Annotated in this window: 21 protein-coding genes, 2 pseudogenes and 1 CRISPR repeat array; all 23 genes and pseudogenes read right to left on the bottom strand. The window is 37.1% G+C overall.

Features of this window, described 5'->3' with window-relative positions; all coding sequences use genetic code 11:
• Positions 1–21: 21 nt before the first annotated feature.
• The 23 genes and pseudogenes from NSS77_RS09795 to cas6 all read right to left on the bottom strand — a co-directional run bounded on the left by NSS77_RS09795 (position 22) and on the right by cas6 (position 23,087).
• The gene (locus tag NSS77_RS09795; protein WP_342468601.1) at positions 22–492 is read right to left on the bottom strand and encodes a hypothetical protein; all 471 of its coding nucleotides are present in this window, start codon (positions 490–492) and stop codon (positions 22–24) included.
• On the bottom strand, positions 464–685 hold the full coding sequence (locus NSS77_RS09790; RefSeq protein WP_342468600.1) for a hypothetical protein: 222 nt from the start codon (positions 683–685) through the stop codon (positions 464–466). The genes NSS77_RS09795 and NSS77_RS09790 overlap by 29 nt, the downstream gene beginning before the upstream one ends.
• A 216-nt stretch (positions 686–901) precedes the next feature.
• Positions 902–1,525 carry a hypothetical protein gene (locus tag NSS77_RS09785; RefSeq protein WP_342468599.1) on the bottom strand — a complete coding sequence of 208 codons (624 nt, stop codon included), beginning with the start codon at positions 1,523–1,525 and terminating at the stop codon, positions 902–904.
• A 53-nt stretch (positions 1,526–1,578) separates the two neighbouring features.
• A complete protein-coding gene (locus NSS77_RS09780; RefSeq protein ID WP_342471250.1) occupies positions 1,579–2,367 on the bottom strand; it encodes an NERD domain-containing protein in 789 nt (262 codons plus the stop codon).
• Positions 2,368–2,403: 36 nt separating this feature from the next.
• The gene (locus NSS77_RS09775) at positions 2,404–2,919 is read right to left on the bottom strand and encodes a hypothetical protein (protein ID WP_342471249.1); all 516 of its coding nucleotides are present in this window, start codon (positions 2,917–2,919) and stop codon (positions 2,404–2,406) included.
• Positions 2,920–3,452: 533 nt separating this feature from the next.
• Positions 3,453–4,303, bottom strand: a pseudogene (locus NSS77_RS09770) (DUF4351 domain-containing protein).
• A gap of 150 nt (positions 4,304–4,453) precedes the next feature.
• Positions 4,454–5,710 (bottom strand): group II intron reverse transcriptase/maturase, encoded by a 1,257-nt coding sequence (ltrA, locus tag NSS77_RS09765; protein WP_342471176.1) that lies wholly within the window; start codon positions 5,708–5,710, stop codon positions 4,454–4,456.
• A 636-nt stretch (positions 5,711–6,346) separates the two neighbouring features.
• Positions 6,347–8,479 carry a Piwi domain-containing protein gene (locus NSS77_RS09760; protein WP_342468598.1) on the bottom strand — a complete coding sequence of 711 codons (2,133 nt, stop codon included), beginning with the start codon at positions 8,477–8,479 and terminating at the stop codon, positions 6,347–6,349.
• A 548-nt stretch (positions 8,480–9,027) separates the two neighbouring features.
• Positions 9,028–9,783, bottom strand: a complete 756-nt coding sequence (gene istB / locus NSS77_RS09755) for an IS21-like element helper ATPase IstB (RefSeq protein WP_342468597.1) — start codon at positions 9,781–9,783, stop codon at positions 9,028–9,030.
• Complete coding sequence (locus tag NSS77_RS09750; protein WP_342468596.1) at positions 9,780–10,745, bottom strand: hypothetical protein; 966 nt, start codon at positions 10,743–10,745, stop codon at positions 9,780–9,782. Before NSS77_RS09750 ends, istB begins: the two co-directional genes overlap by 4 nt.
• 50 nt (positions 10,746–10,795) lie before the next feature.
• A pseudogene (locus NSS77_RS09745) lies at positions 10,796–11,173 on the bottom strand (ATP-binding protein); the annotation flags it as partial.
• Between the two features lie 48 nt (positions 11,174–11,221).
• Positions 11,222–12,799, bottom strand: a complete 1,578-nt coding sequence (locus tag NSS77_RS09740) for an IS66 family transposase (RefSeq protein ID WP_340715078.1) — start codon at positions 12,797–12,799, stop codon at positions 11,222–11,224.
• Between the two features lie 61 nt (positions 12,800–12,860).
• Positions 12,861–13,217 (bottom strand): IS66 family insertion sequence element accessory protein TnpB, encoded by a 357-nt coding sequence (gene tnpB / locus NSS77_RS09735; RefSeq protein WP_145986160.1) that lies wholly within the window; start codon positions 13,215–13,217, stop codon positions 12,861–12,863.
• Positions 13,211–13,531, bottom strand: coding sequence for an IS66 family insertion sequence element accessory protein TnpB (locus tag NSS77_RS09730; RefSeq protein WP_342468595.1), 321 nt, complete (start codon positions 13,529–13,531; stop codon positions 13,211–13,213). The genes tnpB and NSS77_RS09730 overlap by 7 nt, the downstream gene beginning before the upstream one ends.
• A 106-nt stretch (positions 13,532–13,637) precedes the next feature.
• A CRISPR array of direct repeats spans positions 13,638–14,782; the repeat unit is 29 nt; unit sequence CTTTAAATCCCTCTAAGTTCAGATAAAAC.
• Positions 14,783–14,932: 150 nt separating this feature from the next.
• Positions 14,933–15,196, bottom strand: coding sequence for a CRISPR-associated endonuclease Cas2 (cas2, locus tag NSS77_RS09725; RefSeq protein WP_096552081.1), 264 nt, complete (start codon positions 15,194–15,196; stop codon positions 14,933–14,935).
• A 4-nt stretch (positions 15,197–15,200) separates the two neighbouring features.
• A complete protein-coding gene (cas1b, locus tag NSS77_RS09720; RefSeq protein WP_096552083.1) occupies positions 15,201–16,187 on the bottom strand; it encodes a type I-B CRISPR-associated endonuclease Cas1b in 987 nt (328 codons plus the stop codon).
• Complete coding sequence (locus NSS77_RS09715) at positions 16,177–16,506, bottom strand: Dna2/Cas4 domain-containing protein (protein WP_342468594.1); 330 nt, start codon at positions 16,504–16,506, stop codon at positions 16,177–16,179. Before NSS77_RS09715 ends, cas1b begins: the two co-directional genes overlap by 11 nt.
• Complete coding sequence (locus tag NSS77_RS09710) at positions 16,506–16,658, bottom strand: Dna2/Cas4 domain-containing protein (RefSeq protein WP_342468593.1); 153 nt, start codon at positions 16,656–16,658, stop codon at positions 16,506–16,508. The genes NSS77_RS09715 and NSS77_RS09710 overlap by 1 nt, the downstream gene beginning before the upstream one ends.
• A gap of 39 nt (positions 16,659–16,697) precedes the next feature.
• Positions 16,698–19,013 carry a CRISPR-associated helicase Cas3' gene (gene cas3, locus NSS77_RS09705; RefSeq protein WP_342468592.1) on the bottom strand — a complete coding sequence of 772 codons (2,316 nt, stop codon included), beginning with the start codon at positions 19,011–19,013 and terminating at the stop codon, positions 16,698–16,700.
• Positions 19,014–19,018: 5 nt separating this feature from the next.
• A complete protein-coding gene (gene cas5b, locus NSS77_RS09700) occupies positions 19,019–19,720 on the bottom strand; it encodes a type I-B CRISPR-associated protein Cas5b (protein WP_096552089.1) in 702 nt (233 codons plus the stop codon).
• Positions 19,701–20,600 carry a type I-B CRISPR-associated protein Cas7/Cst2/DevR gene (gene cas7i, locus NSS77_RS09695; protein WP_096552091.1) on the bottom strand — a complete coding sequence of 300 codons (900 nt, stop codon included), beginning with the start codon at positions 20,598–20,600 and terminating at the stop codon, positions 19,701–19,703. Before cas7i ends, cas5b begins: the two co-directional genes overlap by 20 nt.
• Positions 20,597–22,378 (bottom strand): hypothetical protein, encoded by a 1,782-nt coding sequence (locus tag NSS77_RS09690; RefSeq protein ID WP_342468591.1) that lies wholly within the window; start codon positions 22,376–22,378, stop codon positions 20,597–20,599. Before NSS77_RS09690 ends, cas7i begins: the two co-directional genes overlap by 4 nt.
• Positions 22,371–23,087, bottom strand: coding sequence for a CRISPR-associated endoribonuclease Cas6 (cas6, locus tag NSS77_RS09685; RefSeq protein ID WP_342468590.1), 717 nt, complete (start codon positions 23,085–23,087; stop codon positions 22,371–22,373). Before cas6 ends, NSS77_RS09690 begins: the two co-directional genes overlap by 8 nt.
• Positions 23,088–23,458 lie beyond the last annotated feature (371 nt).

Here is a 23,458-nt window from a genome sequence, read left to right as displayed (position 1 = left end):
GATGAAACTTTGAGCGAATCTCTAAACTTTGTTCAAGCGTTTTCGTACGGTGTCTCCATATTTCTGCCCTACCTTCTTCAACTCCAAGAAACCAAATCGGGGCATTGACATTTCCATAGCCAATACAATTATACAAACATGATTGAATGTTTCATTTTTTTGCACGTACACCAATTGATGGAACACTTCTTGCCACGATAAATATCCGAAATGAACACCGCTTGGCAGTTTTCTGTCTTCCATCACCTTTTTAGCAATCATATTCACTTCTGGTTCCGTTCCTAATAAGAGCAAAAACTTTGGCGTCTGTCCCTTACCCTTTAGTAAATCACTCGCTTCTCGCTCCAATTGATCGTCTGATGATAAAGGACTATGGTATTTCACTTCGATTCCTATAATCAAATGATCAAATTCAAGTAAAACATCGATTTCACTTCTTTCTCCCTTGACCCAAAACTTAACCTTATCCCCTATAAACTCGTCTTTTTGCATCTCCAAACCATTTATGAACACCGTTTGAGCGGTTTGAGAAAAAAAATACAGCCTTGCTTAAAATCGGCTTAATCCCTTTGTGAAAAGGGAGATAACGCGACGTACCAAATACGTTCGCTGTCAGCTGATCTTCAAGCCGCTCGCTTAAATTCGAACCTTCCGATGATATTTTTCCATGTATTTCAGCTAACAAACTTTCTCTCCCCTGTCTGTGCCCATACATGCGACAAGTGACAGGATCCGCGTGCAACGAAGCTTCTCCTGTCGCACTCTAATTTTTTAATTGCTTCTCATAACACTTCTTCATCACAACAGATAAATCCGGGTTAATCAAGTCTTGCCCAAGACGTTTTCGTTCCTGACACAGCTTTTCTTCAAGAGGTGACAACAGACACTAAAACTATTTCTCTCAACTATATACGTCCCCAACATGAACAGCTACATATTGGAACTCGCCATGTTTGTCTTGGTTGATGGTAGAATAATGATGCCATTTCAATTGATATCTCCCTTTAATAAAGATCGGCGCATCACGGTTTTCTTTCGTCCCTGCTGATGCACGTTCCTGCCATTTTAACTCCCCGGTGATGATCTGGTTTTCATGAATGCGAAACTCGCAGTCCACCGTATTTGGTCGCATCGGCTCGGTCCAATACAAATGGTCATTCGTTAGCAACACAACGATCCCGTATACATTCCTTCTCCCCATCGTTATTCGTTCTAACTTTTCCACTTGCGCCAAAAAATCATAACGACCCTGATCCTGAGCACCGTGGTGCTTCAATTCAATCGTTTGCCCGTTTTGCTTTATCGTGACCCGAGCGAGCTTGTTCATTAAACAAATCGCGTATTGGCGCCCACTTTCCGGTTCTTCCACCCACAAATCGATCAGATAATCATGAAAGCGTTTGTTCTCCTCGACGCGGAACTTTTCTTGAAGCTGAAATTTTAATGACTGTTTAAAAGCTTCTTTTGAAGCAAAAAATCGATACTTTTGCGATAGGCGTTCCAATTCCTCGTGAATAGAAAACATCATTTTCCTCCTTCCCCTATCTATAGTTGCTACCCGATCGCCATGTTGCAAGTTCAGCCAATCGACTTCGTAAACTTGCATTTCGGATAATTATTGCAACCTTTAAATGTTCCGTATTTCCCTTTCCGAACGATTAGAACACCGCCACATTTTGGACAACGGTTTTGCTGTATATGTTGTTCCGTCTGCTTTTGCTTCGTTCGAACCGCTTGGATGTGCCATTTTTTCATTTCTTTTTCTTGTGTCTTATCTTTGGCAAGCACTGTTTCTAATTTTTGAGCTAAACGTTGCTTTGTTTCCCTATCGATCACTTTTGTTTGGTGTTGCTCGAGCACTTGTTTCAATTGTTTCGGATAAACCACATAAGCATGGGCAAAATGAGCATTTGATTTAAACTTTGCCCGCGGCAAAAACACGACAACCGAGTGAATCGGAATATGCGCAAACTCCTCCCCAAGCCAGCCTCTTAACGCCTTGATATGCCCTTTGTTCTGCAAAATAGGATTAAGAAATTTTTCTTTTCGTTTATAAATGACTTGCGTCCAATATTTTGACGTTTCATCTCCGAAAATCCAGCCGCTGTAATTTTTCGTTTCGATGACAAACAGTCCTTGATCGGAAAGGATAATATGATCAATTTGCGAAGTTGAACCGTCTTGTTTTGGAATATACAGGTTATGGAAAGCATTGTATTTTCCAGATAATGTTGATTCTATCTTTTTAATTGCTTTACGGACTTTATATTCTCCATACGATCCGATCCATTCCGCTTCTTTTGACTTGATCCATCTTGCCAGCAAAACAAGCAAGACCAAAAGAAGCAATGTATAGAAAAGACCCATATTCACAATTCCCCTCCCCGCCCCCAAATGTTATTGTTACAAACTGCTCAATCGACTTCTTTCAATTCTTATCGTATTGTCTTTTCCGTCTAGCATATCGGCACGTTTGCTGCCGTAAATGCGAAGCCACGGGGAACTTTTGACCGCTTTCAAGGACAGCCGTGCCGTTCCACGAATCTGTTCTTTTTCGATATCCACGCACTCGAGAAATTCGTCCCAGTAGACGATGGCAATGATTTGGTTGTAGTCGCTTAATTGCTTTTGCCCGCAAATAAAGGCAAAGATTAATGTTTTTTCTTTATTTCCTTGATGAATCTTAGTAATTTCTTCGATCTCATTGTCGCTAAACGAAAAAGACCAAGTGAAATCCTTGGAACCTGATGGAGTGGTATGGTACTTCGTATAAATGATATAACTCGCTTTATTCGTCGAGACTTCGTATATTTGCCGGTTATCGTTTTCTTTTTCAAACAAAGCCGGTGCAAGTCCCCCGTTGACCAACGCAGAAAGCAACGCCCCGTAATAGTAATCCGCTTTGCAAATCGTTGTCATCATGATCCTCTTCCTTATTCCTAAATCAAAAATCTCATTTAATTCGATTGTACCAACATTTATAGAAAAATGTTGTCGAATGTTGTAAAATCATTTACAAATTTCCTATGCATAATTAACTAATATACCGACTGAAAATTCAGACGACTGAAACAAAAAGCTATCCATTAGCATAGGGTAGCTTTCTCCTTTAGTGGGTAACAACAGGTACCAAGCCAATACAAGAATAACACCATTAAAAAACGCTTTGCCAGCTTTTTATTAAACAATTGGTCGTATCCAATCGTTATACATTTCACTCCACATGCAAAATATTGTTTGAAATCACTTTATTTCCTCCCATAATGTATACGTTCTCGCTCTCTGTTAAATTCTTCATGCAACTTCCCTTGTTCGTATTCCATCAAATAATTTAGTGTCTGCTCAATAGTTGCTATTTTCATTGTTATTAATATATCGGAAGAAGTATCCGCATCATCTAATAATGTTCTCTTGTATTTCAGGAGCTAGCTGATGCCAAGCACTGCCCCTTCCTACTCATCTTTTACCCTTTTATGAACTTCTTCTTCCGTTAGGTCAAATATATGTGCAATATCGGCAATGCTCATTCCTTTTGCAATCATTTTTCTCATCATTTCTCGCTCTTTTTGCTTAGCTCCTTCACGTTTTCCCTTTTGTTCATACGAAATCAACAATTCCAACACTTGCTCTTTTTCTTTCGTTTCCATTTGATTCACCTCGTTTCGTAATCGTTGTTCTTCTTCATCCGACAATTTCACATATGTTTCAAAAAAACCATTAACAGCCTCTGCTTTGCTTCATCCAGCTCTAAACGAACTAACATGCGTAAAAACTGTTTTTTCAATTCGATTCGTTCACTTTCAGTATAACCCATTTTGCTTAACAGTGCAGCGGCGATCGGGTTGTCAATGCGGATGTAATTGCGCCAATTTTGTTTGCGTAGTTCGATGGTAAAAAAACGGAAGTGAAGGATGTTGCCAAACGGAAGTGGAAGCGTAAACGAAGAGGGTTCGTCGCGGATGGTATCGTAGCTGAAAACGGCAATCGGAACGACATTCGTGCGGTATTTCTCAAACAAGCGGCTGAAGTAAATGAACATCCGTTCAGGAAACGACGATTGCACGTAGCTTTGATTTTCAATATGGACGATGATCAACCCGTCTTCCCCTTTTAGTTTCATTTCGACTAACAAATCGACCCGATACTTCTCCCCTGCCGTTACATCAGTGAACAGTTCCTCGGATAAAAAGGACAAATGGCAAAAGTCGATATGCTCGTACATGTCGGGGAAAAAGAGAAGAATAAACTCTTCAAAAAATGCTTGGATCAACTCTTTGAACAATCGGTCATGGTCAACAGCCATACATTCACCTTACATGTGAAAATTCACATACGTTATTTTGACAACGTGAGCGAAATTCCTGCATGGGATAATCGAGTAGGAGGGAGCGATTAACTCCCGTCCTCTCACACCACCGTACGTACGGTTCCGTATACGGCGGTTCAATTAAGATCATTGACGCAAGTTTTCATAACGAGCTTCAAGACTTTCCAACCCTTGGTTTCTCCAATAGGAGTTACCAAGGGTTCTGTGTAATATTGGACTATTTGAAATACGCCAATAACTCTTCCGAGTATTTCCCCATTCATACGCTTGCCATTGTGGTACGCCAAGCTGAATAAGGTTGCGTGTCTTTGTTTTCGGTTTCTTCCAGTTCTTCCATAGACACATTCGAAGTCTTCTACGAATCCATTTATCTAATTCAAGGAATATAGATTTGGTGTCTGCTAACGCAAAATATCCACACCATCCCACTAGATATTGATTCAGTTTCTGAATGCGGTATTCCATCGGGTAGGGCATCTTGCGTGATGTGATTTCACGAACTTTATTCTTCATTCGTTTAAGGCTTTCTTTTGCGATACGAACCTTTGGCTCTTTATGATAGGTAAAGCTAAATCCTAGAAACTTACGTTTCCATGGACGGTCGACCGCTGATTTCTTTTCATTTACTTTCAGTCGTAGTTTTCCTTCAATGAATCGTTGAATGCTTGCCATTGTGCGAAGTCCTGCTCGTTTACTTTTCACGTAAATGTTACAGTCATCCGCATATCGAACGAATTTGTGTCCTCTTCTTTCCAATTCTTTATCTAGTTCATCTAGTACAATGTTAGATAGTAGCGGACTTAATGGTCCTCCTTGTGGAGTTCCTTCTAATGTGCTTGACACCACACCATTAATCATGACTCCCGATTGTAAATACTTACGAATCAATTTCAGTAATGGTTTATCTTGGATTCTCTTCGCGAGTGTACCCATTAATCTGTCATGGTTGACCTTATCAAAGAATTTCTCCAAGTCCATATCTACAACCCATCGATGTCCATCTCTTATATATTCTTTCGCTTTCCTCACCGCATCATGGGCACTTCGGTTTGGTCTAAATCCGTAGCTGTTTTCAGAGAATGTAGGGTCATACACTTTTGAAAGTACTTGGGCGATTGCTTGTTGAATCAAACGGTCTGTTACGGTAGGGATTCCTAGTAAACGAACACCGCCGTCAGGTTTCGGGATTTCGACTCTGCGGACTGGCATTGGTTCATAAGTTCCCTTGAGAATTGCCTCCTTAATAGATAGCCAGTTTTCGACTATGTGCTGTCGTAGGTTTTGTACGGGCATCATATCTACTCCGTGGCTTCCTTTATTCTGTTCTACACGTTTTAGTGCTTGAAGCATGTTCTCCCGTGACAGGATTTGATTCAAAAGCATCGTTATTCTCCTTCCGTGAATAGCTGTTCTCTTTATGCCAGTGGTCACTCCACCCTCCAAGAGGTCCCCCACGGGATTCACCGCTTCCTTCCTCAAGTGAGGTACTACGTTTTCTGTTTTCATCATGACTCACTGAATGCCAAGGGCTATTCTCTCTTAATTGTTCGGTCCTTCTTAGTTGTTCTAGACCAACTAATACTATGACCTCTGCTGACTTCTGACGGTTCAGCTACTTATCACTAAGTAGGTTATGAAGCGTACTTCACCTATCCGCCAGACCTCCCCGGGTAAGTACATGCACTTTCACACCATCTATCCGCCTCATCTACTCGATATGACCTTCGACAGAAAGAGCTTTGTTTTGTTTTGCAAACTCACTCAATCATACCTAGCCTTATATGAGGTTCGTGTTCCTCGGACCGGTGTTTTGCCTCCAGCTTCCTTCAGATTCCGCGTCACCACGGACACCCTTGCTCTTGGCTAACCTCTACTTCTGTCTTCGGGGTTCGGGACTTACACCCTATAGTTCATGTACATGCCGGGCGCACAAACAAAAACAGAGAGCCAAGCAATGACTCTCTGCTTCTACAAATCCCAGCAATCCTTAGAGAATGACGGGCAAGCAACCCTTTCATATCACACAAACGGCAATGCCCGTTCATGCTGCGAACGCGGGTGAATCAGCCCGCGGTTATGGAAAGTAGAGCTTAAATCGGCGTAATGGATCGTAATCGGTAAGCGTGTCTTCAGCATGGAATGAATATGCATAAACGATAGCTTATATACATCAGAAACAATCTCATGAACAGACAGACCATTCGTTTTTTTCACAATTTTTACAAGTTGAGCCATGCCCACAAACTCTTTCGGATCTGTCGCACATAAATACGCGGTGTTTCCTTTGGAATAGTATACTCCTTGCTTCGTCACCCATTTTTTATTTGAATAAATAGCCATTCTTCTTCGCGGTTTTTTTATAATTTCTACAAAATCAAAAGGAATTTGAAATGATCGCAAATAAGCTTGTAAAAACTCTAAATCCTCCCGGCAAACGCCATCGCGGTGAAAAGTAATATGCCGCGGCTTTGCTCCATAGATTTGTTCATAGCCGTATATGCTTTCATTCACAATCTCTTCCATTGTAGAATTGGCGATGGTTTCTCCCGCTTCCGCCGTGACCACTGATTTTTGTTTAATGATTTTTCCATCGCGTCCAATCACCTGAATGATACCAGAGGCATGCTTTCCGTGTTCATGGCTGACATCCAATCCAATGAAACAGTCCGAATGCATAGGACTTGCCAAAATCCAAGGCTGAATTCCCGCCTTGGCATAAATCCCCAGCAAAATATTATAGTAGTGAAAGATATTATTTTCCGTAACTAAAGAAGAAGTGAACCCAACAAATTGCGTCATTAAGTCTTCTTTTCCACCAAATTCTTTTTTAATCGTAACGTAGGCGCGATCAATATTTTCTTCTGTTCCAATGACCACTACTACTGTTCCGCGGAACTGGTCAGTAATGGATTTCAAATGATACGACAGGTTATCTTGCTTAAAAAAGTCTTTTGGCAATTGACCGTATAGTTGGCGAGGCTGATCAGAAATATTAAGCTTTACACCAAGTGCCTCAGACATTGATTCTAGCTTTTTTACAAAATATCCTACTTCCTTTCGCTTTTGTAGGTCATAGTTCAGCTCTGGGTCGACGAAAAAACTAATGGCTACACTGCTCGGTTCATACACTCCCGACTGCTTGAGCCCTCTATAAATCTCATTTGTTTTATATCCTTGTCCAAACACCATTATCGGGGAATCCAGCTCATTAACATCATAGCCTAGGTTAACCGCCCGCACATTTTCTTTTTGGAATGTTAACACTTGTTGTTGCCCAAGCAAGCGGAACGTTTCTGTATAAAGCTTCGACATTTTTTCATGTGGCGACAGCTTAATCAAGCGATTCACTTTTTTCGTCATCAATGGCAGCAATTGCTCATATGAACAAGTTAACTTTAGCAAATGGGGCAAATAAGGAAGAAGATGACCGTCTCTGCTTTTTACATGTACAACCGGTGTTTTTTCATGAACCCCTTTTAGCTTCCACAGTTCATTTTTTTCTAAGTAATAATCAATGACACTTTGTTGTAAAAACGGACTTTTTTGCCCAGCTGTATAGTCAGCAATTTCTACAAATGTGTAATAGTATGCTCGCCTATTAAATGGGTCGACAACCTCCATTCCTTCTTTGAGTAACGATGGATCGGTATCGATAAAATCTTGTAATGTTTTTCGATATTCAAAACGGTGCTGATAATCAAAACCAACGAAAATATCTCCATTTTCTTCGACTGAAAAGGAAATATAGATTACCGGATGAATACTAATTTCACCGACATGCATCGACTGTTCATTGGCTAAACGGAATAAGTCGTTATCCATCTTATAGCCGCTTTTACAACGATTCTCTAATTCTTTCTTTAATAATTTTTCCAAAATTGTTCTTTCCATAGGCAAAGAACATTGAATAGGCCGATGTTCGTGCCGAATGTAACGATAATCTCCCCAATGGCAGATTTCTTCAAACGATGCTATATACTGTCCATGCGCCGCCACCGTTATGTACGAATTTAGCTTTCTCAGTTCATAAGCGATCGAGTGGGCATAAGAATATTTTTCGTGCGGATTAGATAAAGGAACCGTATAAAGATGAATGGCAATATCCGACGCTTTTTCATTTGCTTTGCATTCAGAAAAATAATAGTGGTTCACAATCTCACCGCCTTTCCAAATCGATCCATTCTATATTATATCATCATCTCTTGCAATTATAGTGAAAATAGCATGACTTGAAGCAAAACTCTGAATTGTTTTTGGTAATTAAAATATGTACCAAATGGCAAACAAGAGTATGCAGTTGATTGAATATTAACTCATACGCATCGTTACTTGACATGGATCCTCTGCGGTCATGATTCTACACAAAGGGGAAGGTTGTATGGTTTTGCAGGCAAAAGAGTCTATCATGACCGCCACTCCATATCAAGTTATAATTATGCAGAAATAGAGGCATACGCTTAATTGCCAAACTGTACATTTTCTGATTGCCACTAACAGATAATAAAATTCGAAACAAGTATGTACATCGAGGTAACAATTCCTTATATGATAAAAACTTTTGATCAAGCAGAAAAGATTATAAACATAGTAAATAAATTCTGTCATGTATTAGAGGATTGTAACCGTCAAGTAGAATTAAACAATTTTCCACAAATAATTTTAAACAGTTTTCTACAATTAAGATTCAACAGTTTGCTAAATTAAAATAATACCTTTCTGTATTTCATACGAATGCTATCCGTTTCGTTATCGAAAGTGATAATTTCACTCCTATGTAATAAACGGTCAAGTATAGCTGTTGTTAAAGTAAGATCACCAAGAAATTTTCCCCATTCATTTGGCCCTTTATTAGAGGTTAGAATGAATGCTGCTTTATCATATAAATCATAGATAAACTGGAAAAATAGATTGGCTTCCTGAGTCTCGTAAGTCATGTACATGACATCATCAATAATAATTAAATCCGAAGCTATAATACGTTTGTAGCGTATTTTAGATTTATTGATATATTCTTTTGTTTTTAAAATATACATAAGCTGATTCATGGAGACAAAGGATACTTTGTATCCTCTCTCCACAGCGTGTATTCCTAATGCAACGGATAAATGTGTTTTTCCTGCTCCTGTTGGTCCCATCAAAATTAAAGTAAAAAATTCTTCAATCCAATTCAGTTCTTTTAATACATTTAGTTGTTTTTCACCAAGAGCTGTTTGTTCCTTCAAATCATAGGTATCAAACGTCAATATTTCTGGGAACTCTGCCCATTTCATTAATCTCTCATTATTTTTCTGCTCTCTACATCGCATCTCATAGCTTAAGATTTCATAAACCAGTTCATGATATGTCCAATTCTTTGCTTCAGCTTCACGGAGTAAATTCGGTAATTCTTTAGCCGTCTCAGCGAGGCGCAAGGTACGACATTTATCTTGTAAAATTTCATAGGGATGATGATTCATTCATTTTCACCTCCAGATAAGACTTTTAAATAAATGTCTTCGGATCGTTCTGGTGCTGATAAATCTTTATACTTCTCATTCAATTCAACGATTTTAGGTGAACTTTTTTGATATTGTACAGATAATGCATGTGCAATATCCCGAAAATCATTTGCACTGGTCATTCCAAGTTTCTTCATTTCAGATAAAGCTTCCTCACAATGATTTGGGTAAATTCTGATGGCTTGTTGTAGTACTTTGAGTTGATCCACTAAATGACGTGGATATCGTTCTTTCAATTTGTGTATTAACCATTGAATATTCTCTTTATCTATGAATGTTTCTTGAATTTGATGAATTAAAAGATCTCGTTTACTTGTGCTATGTTCCCGATGGGAGGGATCTGTAATAATCAATCCTTTTCCTTCGGATATTCGGTGCTTTGCTAACTCCATCCCAGTTTCTTTCAGTCGAATAATTAACCAACCATCCTCTTCTTGTAAATAAGCAAGATTTGGGGCATCTGCTCTATATGTTCCTTTAGGAACGCTATATCGATTTCCTTCATAACGAATAACATTGTCCTTATGGATATTTCTTGTTATACTTGGAGTTGAAACATTTGCGAAAATGTAAGTACCAGAGACTTTCTTTAAGTGTTGCTTTTCCAGGGCGTGCACTTCAGAAGGTCTCTTTTTCGTATTATGATGAACTTTATAGTTTCCTGTTCTTTTCAACCAAGCGTGGCACGATTGATTCCAATCTGAAAGATGATCGAATACTCGATTTTTGCTAAAATTATTTTTTACAAATTTCACAACCTGTTCAATTTTACCTTTTGATTCCGGATCACTCTTTCTACATAAATAAACATTAAATTTACGGGTATGATGATATTTAGTAAATTCAGCTGTAAGAATTAAATCACCTGCATTTTCACTAACTGCTAATAACGCATCTTGGTCATAGACTGTATTTTGCAATAGAAAAGTGCAGAGAAATGCAATGAAAAATGCAGAGGTTTGCCACCCATTTAATTCCTTTTCGACAATGCGTGGGACAGTCTATAGCTCTCGCCATGAAAAGAGATGATATGGGCGTGATGAATTAGCCTGTCCACTAACGCTGCTGTTAAACGAGAATCTGTAAAGATCCGGTTCCATTGACTAAATTCTAAGTTAGATGTAATAATTACGCTTTTCTGTTCATAAAACTCCGATATAATTTGGAATAATAATTCAGCTCCTTCTTTACTAAATGGTAAGTATCCCATTTCATCTAAAATGACCAAATCAACCTTCTCCATCCGTTTTCTAAATGCTGATAAACGGTTGTTACGTAAAGCTTGCTCTAATTCCTCAACTAGGTGGGCAACACGGTAAAAACGAACCTCATAACCTAGTTCACAAGCGTAAGCGTAAAATAATCCCCACCTTTTAATGATAGGGATTAAATACTATTATTGTGATAAGTTATTAAAAACCCGACAATTCAAAGGAATTGTTTTGGACCAAGGAAGTAGTTGATCAAGCTCATCCATATTGCTTATATCCATATTGGGAAGCCTTTCAAATAAGTAGCGAAGATAATAAAATGGATTTAATTTATTCTCTTTTGCTGTCTCCACAATACTGTAAATGATTGAGCTGGCCTTAGCTCCTTTCGGAGTATTGCTAAAAATCCAGTTCTTCCTTCCGATCACAAATGGTTTAATGGATCGTTCACTTCGATTATTATCGATTTCTAAACGTCCATCCTCTAAAAATGCCACGAGTTTTTCCCATTGGTTGAGGCAGTATGTAATGGCTTGACCTAATAGACTCTTTGGTAAAACATTGCTTTTCTCTGTTTTTAGCCATGCTGAAAAAGCCTCCAACAATGGTTGGCTGTGTTTAAGTCGTTTTTTATATCGTTCTTCTGGTGTACATTCTTTCAAATCACGCTCGATGGCAAATAGCTGATTACAGAAATTGAGTCCTTCCCGAGCTGTGACTGCTGAATGACGTTTGGATTCAGGAAGTACGTTTAAAGCCTCATCGAACTTTCTGCGGGCATGAGCCCAACATCCAACTAATGTTACGCCGGATATCTTATGGTATCCTGCATATCCATCGACATGCAGGTATCCTTTAAACCCTTTTAGGAATTCTTTGGCATGTTCTCCTGCTCTAGTTTCCTGATAGTCATAAAGGACAAGTGGTGGATCCTCTCTTCCAGTCCGATAAAGCCACATGTAAGATTTCGATGTACTTGACCTTCCAGGTTCATGTAAAACCTGAACAGTTGTTTCATCCGCATGTAGAATGTCTTTAGAGAGGAGATGCTCTTTCATTCGTTGATAAATTGGCGCAAGCCATTTTTCGGCACCATAAAGCATCCAATTGGCCATGGTTTGCCGGGATAAGATCACACCTAATCGTTTGAACTGTTGTTCTTGGCGATATAGAGGTAGCCCCTCTACATATTTTTGATTCATAATATAGGCCATGCTTGACGGTGAAGCTAAACTTTTTGGATACACAGATTTTGGGGCAGGTGCTGTAACGATTGGTGTCTCTATTTCATTACGCTCACAATGACGGCATCCATAGACATATCGAACGTGTTTTAAAACTTTGACTTGAGCCGGAATAATCACTAATTCTTGTCGTACTTCTGTGCTCATTTCGTGTGTTTTTTCACCGCAACACGAACAGACCTGCTCTTCTTCGGGTAAACGATATTCAATCGTTTCCATAGGCAGGTTTTCAAACGTAGCTTGACGTTGACCACGTTTCTTTTTACGACGATATGTAATTGTTTCAACAGTTGGCTCTTCGGCTTTTACATTAGACTCTACCTCTGCTTCATTGAATAAAGGTAGTTCTAATTGATTAGGATTTGTTTTTTCACTTGAAGAGCCAAATTTTCGTTTTTGACTAAGACGATACTGTTCTTCATACCATCGTAATTTCGCCGTCAATTCAACGATTTGCTGTTGAAGTTTTTCAATTAATTCAAATGGGTTTTGGTTAGGATTCTTTAAATTTTTCATCATGTAGTAATAATTCGACGGTTTTAGCTATTTTCCTCCAAGGTTTTTGTTAAAAGTAAAAAATTCATATAACTGTTCTAGCCTTTACTTCTGGGTGTGCTTTCTTTTGCTCCATTGGAAGACCATCCAATAACCAGCGTAATTGCCGATAACTAATTTGTATCGTTCCAGTGTCATTTTCATTTGGCCATTGAAATTTTCCTTTTTCCAATCGACGATAATAAAGCCAAAAACCATTATAGTCCCAGTGAAGAATTTTTAATTTATCTCGCTTTCGATTACAGAACACAAAATAACTTGATGAAAAGGGATCTAAATCAAATCCCTCTTTCACCAAAGCAGCTAATCCATCAATGGATTTTCTCAAATCAGTACTTCCTTTTGCCAAGTAAACTCGTTCAGCTCTTGTACCAACTAACATGTTGATTTCAACGTCCTAACCACTTCTGAAAGAAAGGCCGGATTGAAACCAGGTTTTACTTCAATTGAAATCCCACTAATTTCAATCCGTAATGAATTTTCAACTGTTTGTGAATGATCTTCTAGGGTAACGGATGCCCATTTTGTAGACTTTCCTTGATTTTTTATTGGATTTTCAATTTTTCTTAACCAGTATTTAAACTGGTGAATACTCCATTGATTTTCCTTGCACCAGTTTACTTGAGTTTGACCGCTTTTACGATAGTCAGCGATTCGTTGTTCCCAAACCTTTCGTAATTCAGGATTCTTAGGCATAAAAAAACCTCCTTCAATTTCATCTTGAGGAGATTATCTCATGAAATTAGCACATCAAGAAGGTGTGCAAGATTTGACGCTTACAAATAAACGAGATACAAACAGACTTTAAATCCCTCTAAGTTCAGATAAAACTACGGTCGTTGGGTTGCAGCGGAAGGTGTTATATACACTTTAAATCCCTCTAAGTTCAGATAAAACAAGATGTTTTATAAAGATAGCTAGCACTCTCATTAGCTTTAAATCCCTCTAAGTTCAGATAAAACTCAAGTCAGATTTGAATTCCTGACGATAAAACAATCTTTAAATCCCTCTAAGTTCAGATAAAACATTGATTCCAGGAGTGTACCGAATGATAAAACGATCTTTAAATCCCTCTAAGTTCAGATAAAACTTTGCATTATGAAGAAACAGATTACGGTTTGTGAGCCTTTAAATCCCTCTAAGTTCAGATAAAACTCAGCTATTGGCATCATCGTAGATCCAACAACTCACTTTAAATCCCTCTAAGTTCAGATAAAACTCTCGGCATACATCGAGATTAGCTTGGGATATAGCAGCTTTAAATCCCTCTAAGTTCAGATAAAACTCGTTACGGTGAAGTGATAAACACTAATCCCTTACAAATACTTTAAATCCCTCTAAGTTCAGATAAAACGCCGAGAACTGATTCAAGCGGCCGAGCGTTTCCTAACTTTAAATCCCTCTAAGTTCAGATAAAACAGCCAAACGTTTGAGTGTGTCTGGCGAGGGGTGGATCTTTAAATCCCTCTAAGTTCAGATAAAACTATAATTCAAATCATCGCCAGAAAAACGTGAGCCAATCTTTAAATCCCTCTAAGTTCAGATAAAACAGCGAATTATGCTCCTTTTAAATTGTTTTTTCTTCTCTTTAAATCCCTCTAAGTTCAGATAAAACGGAGGGAGGATGATGCACCAAGGTTGGGTAAAAATACACCTTTAAATCCCTCTAAGTTCAGATAAAACTTTCATTCGGATCGGTGTAATTATCTTTAAAAGCTTGATCTTTAAATCCCTCTAAGTTCAGATAAAACTTAATTCTTTTCGCCATAATAGCTCCTTTCTCCGAACTTTAAATCCCTCTAAGTTCAGATAAAACCCTTTAACGTTTGTCCTTCTTTAATACGACCGACAACCTTTAAATCCCTCTAAGTTCAGATAAAACAAAAAACAACACAACTTGGATTTTACGCATTATCATCTTTAAATCCCTCTAAGTTCAGATAAAACCCTGCTAAAAAACCCCATAAAATCAATCCTTTAGAGACAAACAAGTGCAGTGAACCTCTAATCGTGCAAACCACAATTTTTGTTTAATCTCTCTAAGCCTTGATATGACAACATTATTACCTGATATCTAAAAAATTAACAAAATGCAATTTAGAAAAACAAATCTAAATCTGCCTTTTCTGCTCCTACATGAAATTTCTTTAAATGTTTTGGATTTTCCACAACATAGTAATAAATACTATCTGTTTCATGATCAATGATTTTCTCCAAATCACGACGACACTTTAAAAATTGTGTCTTTGTCATTTCCCCTTCAAAAACTGAATTTTGTGTCCAATTTAAATATTCTTTTAATTTTTTGCACACTTTATTTACTCGTTTTTCACTTACATCATAAGTTATAATTACGAACATTTGATCACCACCATGCCCTTAGAGGCTTATATGGCGTATCCCCTATGACATGCTTAATCAGTTTATAACATTCTAATCGGATAAAATAACGATAAGAAACATTTCGATTTAACTGACGATGTTTGATTGTATCTGATAACTTTTTATCAAAAGATGCAATGAAAATTTTTCTTCCTTCCTCATTCAAATATACCATTCCTTCATAATCCTCAAAATGTTTCGGTTGAATTTTTTTCATATTTACTAGAGAAACAATTAGCGGATCTACAAAAAGGGGTTTAAATATTTCCGCAAGATCCAAACATAATGAGAAACGTTTTTGGGATGGCTCGTGTAAAAAGCTGATTGTTGGATTTAATTGAGTTTTATAGATTTCACTCAAAATAGTCGTATACATCATCGTATTACCAAATGAAATTAATGCATTAAATGGATCACGAGGGGGTCTTTTTGTACGTTCCGTAAAATAAAATTCCGGTAATATTAATTCATTCAACGATTGATAATAATTTTGTCGAATCAATCCTTCAAGTCCCATTAGTTGCTGTACATCTTTAACTGAAGCGATTTGTTTCTGCAACTCTTGAATCTCTTTAACATGCTCCGAATCCATATTATTTTTCTTCCGATTGAATCGAATCATATGAAATGCGGCAGATTGAACAAATGCTTGTGCTAAAGCTAAACGTTTTTCTTTATTTAAATAATGCTCGCTTTGCCGTACTGTCACAATTCCTGAAACCTTCTGCTCTCTTGGTACAAAACTTCCAGTGTAAAAACCGTAATAGTTATAAAAATGTACGAAAATTCCTTTTTGCCCCATAAAATTTAAAAAGGCTGAATTTAGATTTACTTCTCCAAATAAGTGTAAATTTTCAATTTGCTCCACGGGAAGTGGTCTCTTTTTATTGTCCATTTCTGATACTAAATAAATCGTATTATCTTTCCTTTTTACAGTGCCATTTGAAAACATATAAATATCACGTTGCATCGTCCTTCCCCTCCAATGCAAAGCAAAAATCAAAATAAGCGCAATTTTTACAATAGGGTAATTTCTTGAATTTCGGTGCAGACTCTGATTCGATCACGCGATAAATGCCAGCAATCTTTTTCTTCAACTCTTTTTCATTGTCTTCAGTCAATACAACCTCAACAACTTTCTTTTCCTTTGTATACGCAATTTTCCCTTTCTTCTCAATGCCTCGTTGTTTCAATAAATACAAATAATATAAAAGTTGCCACTCATCTGCTTTTTGCATTTTACTGGACAGCTTTGTTTCTTGAATGTACTCATCATCTATGACATCCACTACAGCATCTCAATAACAAGCTCTTTGTCTTTCCTAGGATAAGATTTCTCATGAAGAAGAGTTCCTTCAATTACTCGATCATGTTCCGTTTCAAAACCTATCTGTTTGCTATATAACCATAGTTTTCTCGGGCAAACCACATAATACTGCATGTGTAATCCACCAATACTTTGCAAAAATACCCTTCCCTTCTAGAAAAGAACATCAAAATTTTCATCTAATCGTAACTCCAGCCCTCGATTTGAATCATATGAAACGTCTATTGAATACTGAATATAATTAAAATCCGGATGTTCGAAAGGGGAAACTTTAAATCCTGCTTCTTTTGCTTTAAAAAATAAGCTTTTAGCACTTACCGAAATAATGTATTGCTCAATCTCCATTCGAATTTGTTTCTTCTGCTTATTCCGTTCGATTCGATCTAAAGAATCGGGAATTGCATCATATTGCTCAATTAACGCCATTACCGCTTCATAATTTTCTCTTCCAGCCACAAAACTTACACTTTGAATATCACGTAATATTTGTTGAGCTTCTTCCTTACTTAAATCAAATGCTCGCATATCTTGCAATTCTTGATTGGCCTTTTCAAATTTTGCTAAATACTTTGTCCCTGCAAGTTGTTCTCTACTAAATACTTGCTTCACAATATCGATTTTCTCATGCTCCCCAATTAATTGGCCATCAAAAGCAGACAACGCTTCCACCCCTTTTTGGACGATCGCCTTTTCATAAATCGTCTCAAGGCCAGACACCTCTTCTAGATTCGATAATATAAAAATATTCGGTTCATCTGGTGTACCACCATTAAATCGGAGACCTTTTCGATTACAGCGGCCAAACCGTTGAAATAATGCATCTGGTGTAGCCGCCTCGGTAAATAAATAATTAAAATCTACATCCAAAGAAGCCTCTACTATTTGTGTCGTCACCCAAATTCCTGGCCGATTATTCGTTAACTGTCCAAACTCTTTTATTTTCTCTTCTTTTGGCAAACGATCTTTCCTTGTAAATTGTGAATGTAATAAATTGATTTGTTCTTCCCCAACAAGTTGCTTTAACTGATCATACATTGCAAGTGCTTCCTTCACCGTATTCACAACAACTAATACTTTGGAAGTTTCACCAAATTGAACGATTTTCGTTAAAGCTTCTATTTTATCATCCAGCAGTTGTATCCGATGTCTTCTCGGCATAACCGGATTAGCATCTCGGTCGTCTGGAATCAGTACAGTTTTAACTAATGATTTATGATCCAACAAGCCTTTCTTTTGCAATTCATCAAGAAATATTTGTGGTAATGTAGCAGTCATAATCATCCACTGACCACCTAATTGATGAATCAGTTCCAAACCTCTTAGCAGTATCGCAACAATATGTGGGTCATATGCTTGAATTTCATCGATTACCACTTTGGAATAGGCAAGGGTAGCAAGTTCTGTTTCAAACCCCCGGTAAAGAAGTGGAAATTTGAATAATTGGTCAATTGTGGAAAGGGTCAATTTTTTCGCAAGTAAACGTGTATGCTCCGTTTGAATAATCGATTGCTCAAAGGAAATCGGTTCATCTGATTTTGACATTAGATGGTCTAAAGCCGTTGAATGAAGCAAACCCGTACTACTAAAACCAATACCCTTTTCGCTTTGAATTCGGTCATACATCGCATTTAAACTCACTCGCATAGGCAGTGTAAAAAAACCTTTCTTTTGGCCAATCCATAATAAAGCCGCTTCCGTTTTCCCACTACCTGTCTGAGCGATAAGGACAATATTTTTATCTTGATTTTCATAAGTTAAGGTCTGTAAAGGACGTAATGAATATTTCTTTTCAAGAAATGTTTTCGTCTGCTCCCCTACATTTTGATCCACCGCTTCTTCCACATAAATTGCAACATTCTCATCTTTTCTCTTCGCAGATGCTGCATGGTCTGCACGTTGGAGGAAGCCTTTTATTAAGATATACTTTAACCACATATAATGATTGAATTGATTAACAATATTTACTCGATTACAAATCGCTCTAATTGCGAAACGGTTGGCTTTATCTGTTAACTCAAACGATAATGGGATTTCCTCTTTTATAGACGGAATTGCTTCTTTTAAATGTTGTTCATATATTTGTAGGATGAGTTTCTCATTCGGATTCAAATCTCTTTCATGATGATATCCTACTGCTAATGCCACAATTTCAGCTTCTTCTTTCGAATATTTTTTTCGTAATTCACCAAATGGCAATAAACAAACCGATAAATAATTATGTGGATAGTTCACTAGATTTGTTTTACGCCAATTTTTATCAATCGAGGGACGGATCATATTTTGAAAAGTCTCGCTATATTTCCCTAAATCATGATACATAGCTGCCACTTCAACTAACTCAAAATCTTTAGTTGTAAAAAATGAAAGCTCATTGCCATAAGCTTGAGCAAGAGCTTTCACTGCCTCCACAACGTCTGAAGTATGTTCAGCAATCGTTAAAACATCCGGTTTAGATTTTGCAAAATACATATCCCTTATCCTTTCAATAAGAAAATACTGTATTCCCCATCCGTCATAACATCGTCCTCCAATAAAGTAGACTTTTGAACATAAGCAGCCGCTATATAATCCCACTCTCGCCGGCCATCACGAATCTCATATTTACGAGGAAGACGATAATATGCTTTTGGCACATCAAAGTAAGTATCAATCTCTAAATCTACTGGAATATATTGATTGTAAACCAATTCTTCCATACTATCTTCTGTTGCCTCTACAAAACGCACTTCATCAATCCTTACAATATCTTCCCAGCGGCCCATGCTTATTGTTGTGGACAATTGATGAAACTTGTTGTAAAGCTCATTTAATATAGTTTCTTCTGCATCAACATGGATAACATGTTCCACGTTAAATAGTAAGTGCTGATACATTGGCATGGTTGTATACAATTTACTGTCAGGTAAAGGAGCTTCTGGTAACCCATCTGTTGTTACAATCGGAGGCACTTCGGCTTTCTTGTACATAAACTTTTTTTGATAATCTATCATAAAGCTTTCGGACTGTCCTTGAATGGATATATTCATCGGAATGTACTCCGTCGCACCCAGCACCGCGTGTAACATGCCCTTTACGGTAGAAAATGGTACGAGAGGATATGTTTCGCCGACTTTATAGGCAAATGGCTTTAGAAAACAAGCTGTTTCTTGAAACAATTTAAGCCTTAGCAACTTCATAGGCAACTCCGTAATATTCTGCTACTTCACGAGTTACAGCTTGGAAAAATTCCTCTACCGTTCCTACTTGTCCAAAAGCTTCTTTGATTTCTGATTCATTACTAAATATTCCATTTGTTAAGCCGACCTTTGTAAATTGTTTCATTGCTTCACCAGCAAAAGTGAATTCGCTTGTTTGAACAAGAGGCTCAATTTTTAACGAATTTCCTTCCAATTGAATACGTCCTTGGAAAAATGGATTTGCCACAGGGTACACCCCTCCGATCACAAACAGTGGTGTTAAGTTTTCCTGACGGCCACGAATATTACGGGATAATAATTTCAACACTTCCAGTAATTGATGAACACGATTAAAACGTTCTTCATTCGGCAACTCCACCTGGTTATTTTCATCGATGCCAACCTTGCTTAAATCCACAGTTACTGTATAAGTGTAGTAACTAATATGATTTTCAATATTTGCTAGGTTTGCATTTTCTCCTAAGCGCTCAGCCAACCCCATATTCGTTAAAAACTCCATGTCCCCATTGTAGGGCTCTAAGGAAATCGCATGACTTAAACGAACGGTTGCAGGACGTTTAAGGGAATTTTTACCCGTTTTTAAATAACCGAATAAATCCATTTCGACCGAATCTTCAATTGTTAATTCATCTTTAAATTGTAAAGTTCCCTTTTGTTTAGAAACTGTGTTTAGATTCCAGCCAAATAATTCATTTCCTAAACGAACGACATCATAACGTAATGATTGGCGGGAAGCGAAAGTATAAGTGTTGCCATCCGCACGATTAAATTTCTTTAATTCTGAAATATTGGAAAATCCTTCACCAAAGTTAAGTGAACCTGCCTCAACAATAGCAGTAAATGTTAATGATTTACTCATGCTTCAACTTCCTCCACTTCTTTTTGTTCTTTTGATTCAAATTGTGACATTAGACCGGCAATAAACGCCAATGACATTGTGGCAAACTCATGGTCTGAAACAACTTTACGATCTAATAAACTTGTAAACTCTTTATTGATTGGAAGATTTGCTAACAAATGTAGACGCAATACCGTTTCAAAGAAAACTTCACGGTTTCCGCCTTTTGCGGCATTTAATAAACGATAAGCGATCGTTGCAATTTTTTTCTCATTTGGAGAAGTATACTCTTCACTTTCTTGCACAGTTTGTGGTTTAAACAATTTTTTTTGCAAAGCTTGACCACGTCCATACATACGGTCTGTTAACGTTTTTTGTTCCACTGTTTGTCCCTCCTTCAAAATCAATTCACGTAAATTGAGTGCCATTTTAATACTGTAATAATTTTTCGAATTATCAGTAATTAACCGGCGCATTTCTTCAAAAATTAGCGTCTTTGTATCGTTATTTCGCAACGCTTCGTGAATAAGCTGCTCGCGAAATGCATATGGAAAAATCTTATTTATATCAAAATGAGTCGAACCCGAAAGCAATGTTTTAATAAACTTTTCATTTACCACTCGATATTCGAGTAAAGTTTTTTTCGATTTATTGAATGTTACCCATTCAATTAATAACGTAACAGTTTCCCGCTCTTTCTCTTTTTTAATCATTTTTTCATGACTAGATATCAATGCAGTACTAAATAAATTATCACGGCGAAACGCCCGCGCAAAAGCATCATTACGCTTCCTTGTTTCTTCACAATCCCCTTCAACATGTAAGAAACTAAAAACAAAATGTTCTTCTCGTCCAATCGTTTTCCGATAGCTTGTACACCCTAGAGGAGATATGAACAATAATAACCTCGCTAATGTACTGATGAGAGGTGCGCTTGTCATTTGCCCATTATAAAAATCATTAAAACTTGTTGATGCAAGTGGCATAAACATCATTTCCTGATATGCCAGTGTTCCCCATTGTCCTTCAATTCCACTGCACGGAGGAAGTTTCTCAAAATAACTAAAATCAATAGACTTTGCTTTTTTATTTTTTTTCTTCCATTGTTCGGCAATACCTATATCGCTTTCTTGAATAAGTTTCCATGCCGTATCCGCATCATTATTTTCAATACACTGTTGCAGTTTCAATTCCAAAACAAGTGGATCAATAAAATCTTTTCGAAATACTGCGATTTGCTCTTTAAACGACAATGTATTTTTCGCAACATTTAAAAACGATACCTGGCCTCCCGAACTTGATAAAATTGTTCCTTTTACCACATTGATAGTCAGTTTTTGATCAATTTCCGGCTCATTTAAAATTTCGATCGCTCGATGAATCACCTTTTCTAAGGTAGGCAAATCGATCTGTTTCAAAGCATCCTTTCCTTCAAGTATTAGTTTAGTCGCTTCATCTTGATAGTCAGGGAAATACTTTGCTACTCGATCTAATCCTTCTTTCAATGTATTATTGATAATATCTCCATGAAACTTATAAGAGTCCGTATTCTTTACTTTACCATTTTCAATGGAAAGCTTTATTTTTCGAAAGGATTGATCTAATTGCTCTTTACGTCTTGCCCCCATACTATACGTACGAACTAAATAATCAAAAAAACGTTCTGGTAAAGATTCAAACCATTCAATCGGTACATCTAAAACATTTCCGTCACATTTGATTTGATGCTCTTCATCCATTCGTAAAAGGGCAGTTGCTCCCATTGAAAACAGCCAGTCATTAATTAATATTTTAACCATGCTGAATCGCCTCCAGCGTGCCATAGCCTTGGGCCCTCCGTAGTCCCGCTCCGTCCAAATATAGGAGTTTTAAATCTTCTGGATGTCCTTGAAGCTTAATGACGCCTTTTTGTGCTGTATAAAAAAGCGTTTTACCGTTTGCATGGCGATTCGTTTCTTTAATCACTTGTTTCTTTAAGCAATGTCCGCAAATTTTTAATGGTTCGTACAATGGGCGGCCATATAACGCTTGAAATTGTTTATTCGTAATAATGTTGAATTCTTGCTCAAAAGAAGGGTTAGAAATTAGTAAGGGCTTTTTCATCTTGTCCTCAACTAATAATCCATTTAAAATATTAAAAGTAACTACATTTGAGGTGATTGGTTTTTCGTGAGCGATCTGTTTGCTTATAATTTTTAGAGGGTATTCGGGATGATCATATTTTTGTGTTATACTTAATCCATTGAAAAATGCTACTCCTACTCTTACATCAGATGTTGAAAAAATCAAAGTTGCGTTTTTCATCTCATATTCTGCAGTTTCTTCGAGAAGGTTGAAATTGTTCATGTAAAAGGAAAAGGTGAAAGGCTTGGGCTTCTTTTTACCATCATATAATTGATTGTACAGATCCTCATCGCCTTTCTTTAACATTTCTTTAATAAATGATAATAAATACATTCGGTAAGCTTGAGGAACCTTTTGTACATCTAATAAAATTTTGAAGCGCAATATTGTACCTCCTTTATTATTAAAGTATGAACTATACTATAGTAAGTATATTTATAACTAAATCAATTGTAAATATAAGTAAGAAAATCTAACCAATATTAATCGATTGTTATTTAGTATATTTTTGTTAAAAAATGTAATTTTATTTGAATTTTGTTGGATTTAAAATTATTTTTAAATTATATTAATCATTTATTTATCTGAATTTAGTAGAAAAGATATATTTATTTCATAATTAAGACGACTCATGTTAACATTCCATGAGTCGTCTTTCATTTAGGAAGCATGCAGCATATTATTCTTAATCTTTATATAGTCAGTTATAATAGAATTAAAACTGAATAAAAGGCTATTGAAATTTTGAAAATTCG

The organism is Ureibacillus sp. FSL K6-3587 (assembly GCF_038593165.1).
In the GTDB taxonomy this organism is placed as follows: domain Bacteria; phylum Bacillota; class Bacilli; order Bacillales_A; family Planococcaceae; genus Ureibacillus; species Ureibacillus suwonensis.
Note: the sequence above shows the minus strand (reverse complement) of the source record. Positions and strands in the feature narration are given on the sequence as shown.

Coding starts and splice junctions, on each gene's coding strand:
- NSS77_RS09785 (WP_342468599.1), bottom strand. CDS start 1,525: ATGTTTTCTATTCACGAGGAATTGGAACGCCTATCGCAAAAGTATCGA.
- NSS77_RS09690 (WP_342468591.1), bottom strand. CDS start 22,378: ATGGTTAAAATATTAATTAATGACTGGCTGTTTTCAATGGGAGCAACT.
- cas7i (WP_096552091.1), bottom strand. CDS start 20,600: ATGAGTAAATCATTAACATTTACTGCTATTGTTGAGGCAGGTTCACTT.
- ltrA (WP_342471176.1), bottom strand. CDS start 5,710: ATGCTTTTGAATCAAATCCTGTCACGGGAGAACATGCTTCAAGCACTA.
- NSS77_RS09775 (WP_342471249.1), bottom strand. CDS start 2,919: ATGACAACGATTTGCAAAGCGGATTACTATTACGGGGCGTTGCTTTCT.
- tnpB (WP_145986160.1), bottom strand. CDS start 13,217: ATGTTAGTTGGTACAAGAGCTGAACGAGTTTACTTGGCAAAAGGAAGT.
- cas1b (WP_096552083.1), bottom strand. CDS start 16,187: ATGCAACGTGATATTTATATGTTTTCAAATGGCACTGTAAAAAGGAAA.
- cas2 (WP_096552081.1), bottom strand. CDS start 15,196: ATGTTCGTAATTATAACTTATGATGTAAGTGAAAAACGAGTAAATAAA.
- istB (WP_342468597.1), bottom strand. CDS start 9,783: ATGAATCATCATCCCTATGAAATTTTACAAGATAAATGTCGTACCTTG.
- NSS77_RS09795 (WP_342468601.1), bottom strand. CDS start 492: ATGCAAAAAGACGAGTTTATAGGGGATAAGGTTAAGTTTTGGGTCAAG.
- cas5b (WP_096552089.1), bottom strand. CDS start 19,720: ATGAAGTTGCTAAGGCTTAAATTGTTTCAAGAAACAGCTTGTTTTCTA.
- cas3 (WP_342468592.1), bottom strand. CDS start 19,013: ATGTATTTTGCAAAATCTAAACCGGATGTTTTAACGATTGCTGAACAT.
- NSS77_RS09730 (WP_342468595.1), bottom strand. CDS start 13,531: ATGCCTAAGAATCCTGAATTACGAAAGGTTTGGGAACAACGAATCGCT.
- NSS77_RS09710 (WP_342468593.1), bottom strand. CDS start 16,658: ATGCAGTATTATGTGGTTTGCCCGAGAAAACTATGGTTATATAGCAAA.
- NSS77_RS09740 (WP_340715078.1), bottom strand. CDS start 12,799: ATGATGAAAAATTTAAAGAATCCTAACCAAAACCCATTTGAATTAATT.
- NSS77_RS09780 (WP_342471250.1), bottom strand. CDS start 2,367: ATGGGTCTTTTCTATACATTGCTTCTTTTGGTCTTGCTTGTTTTGCTG.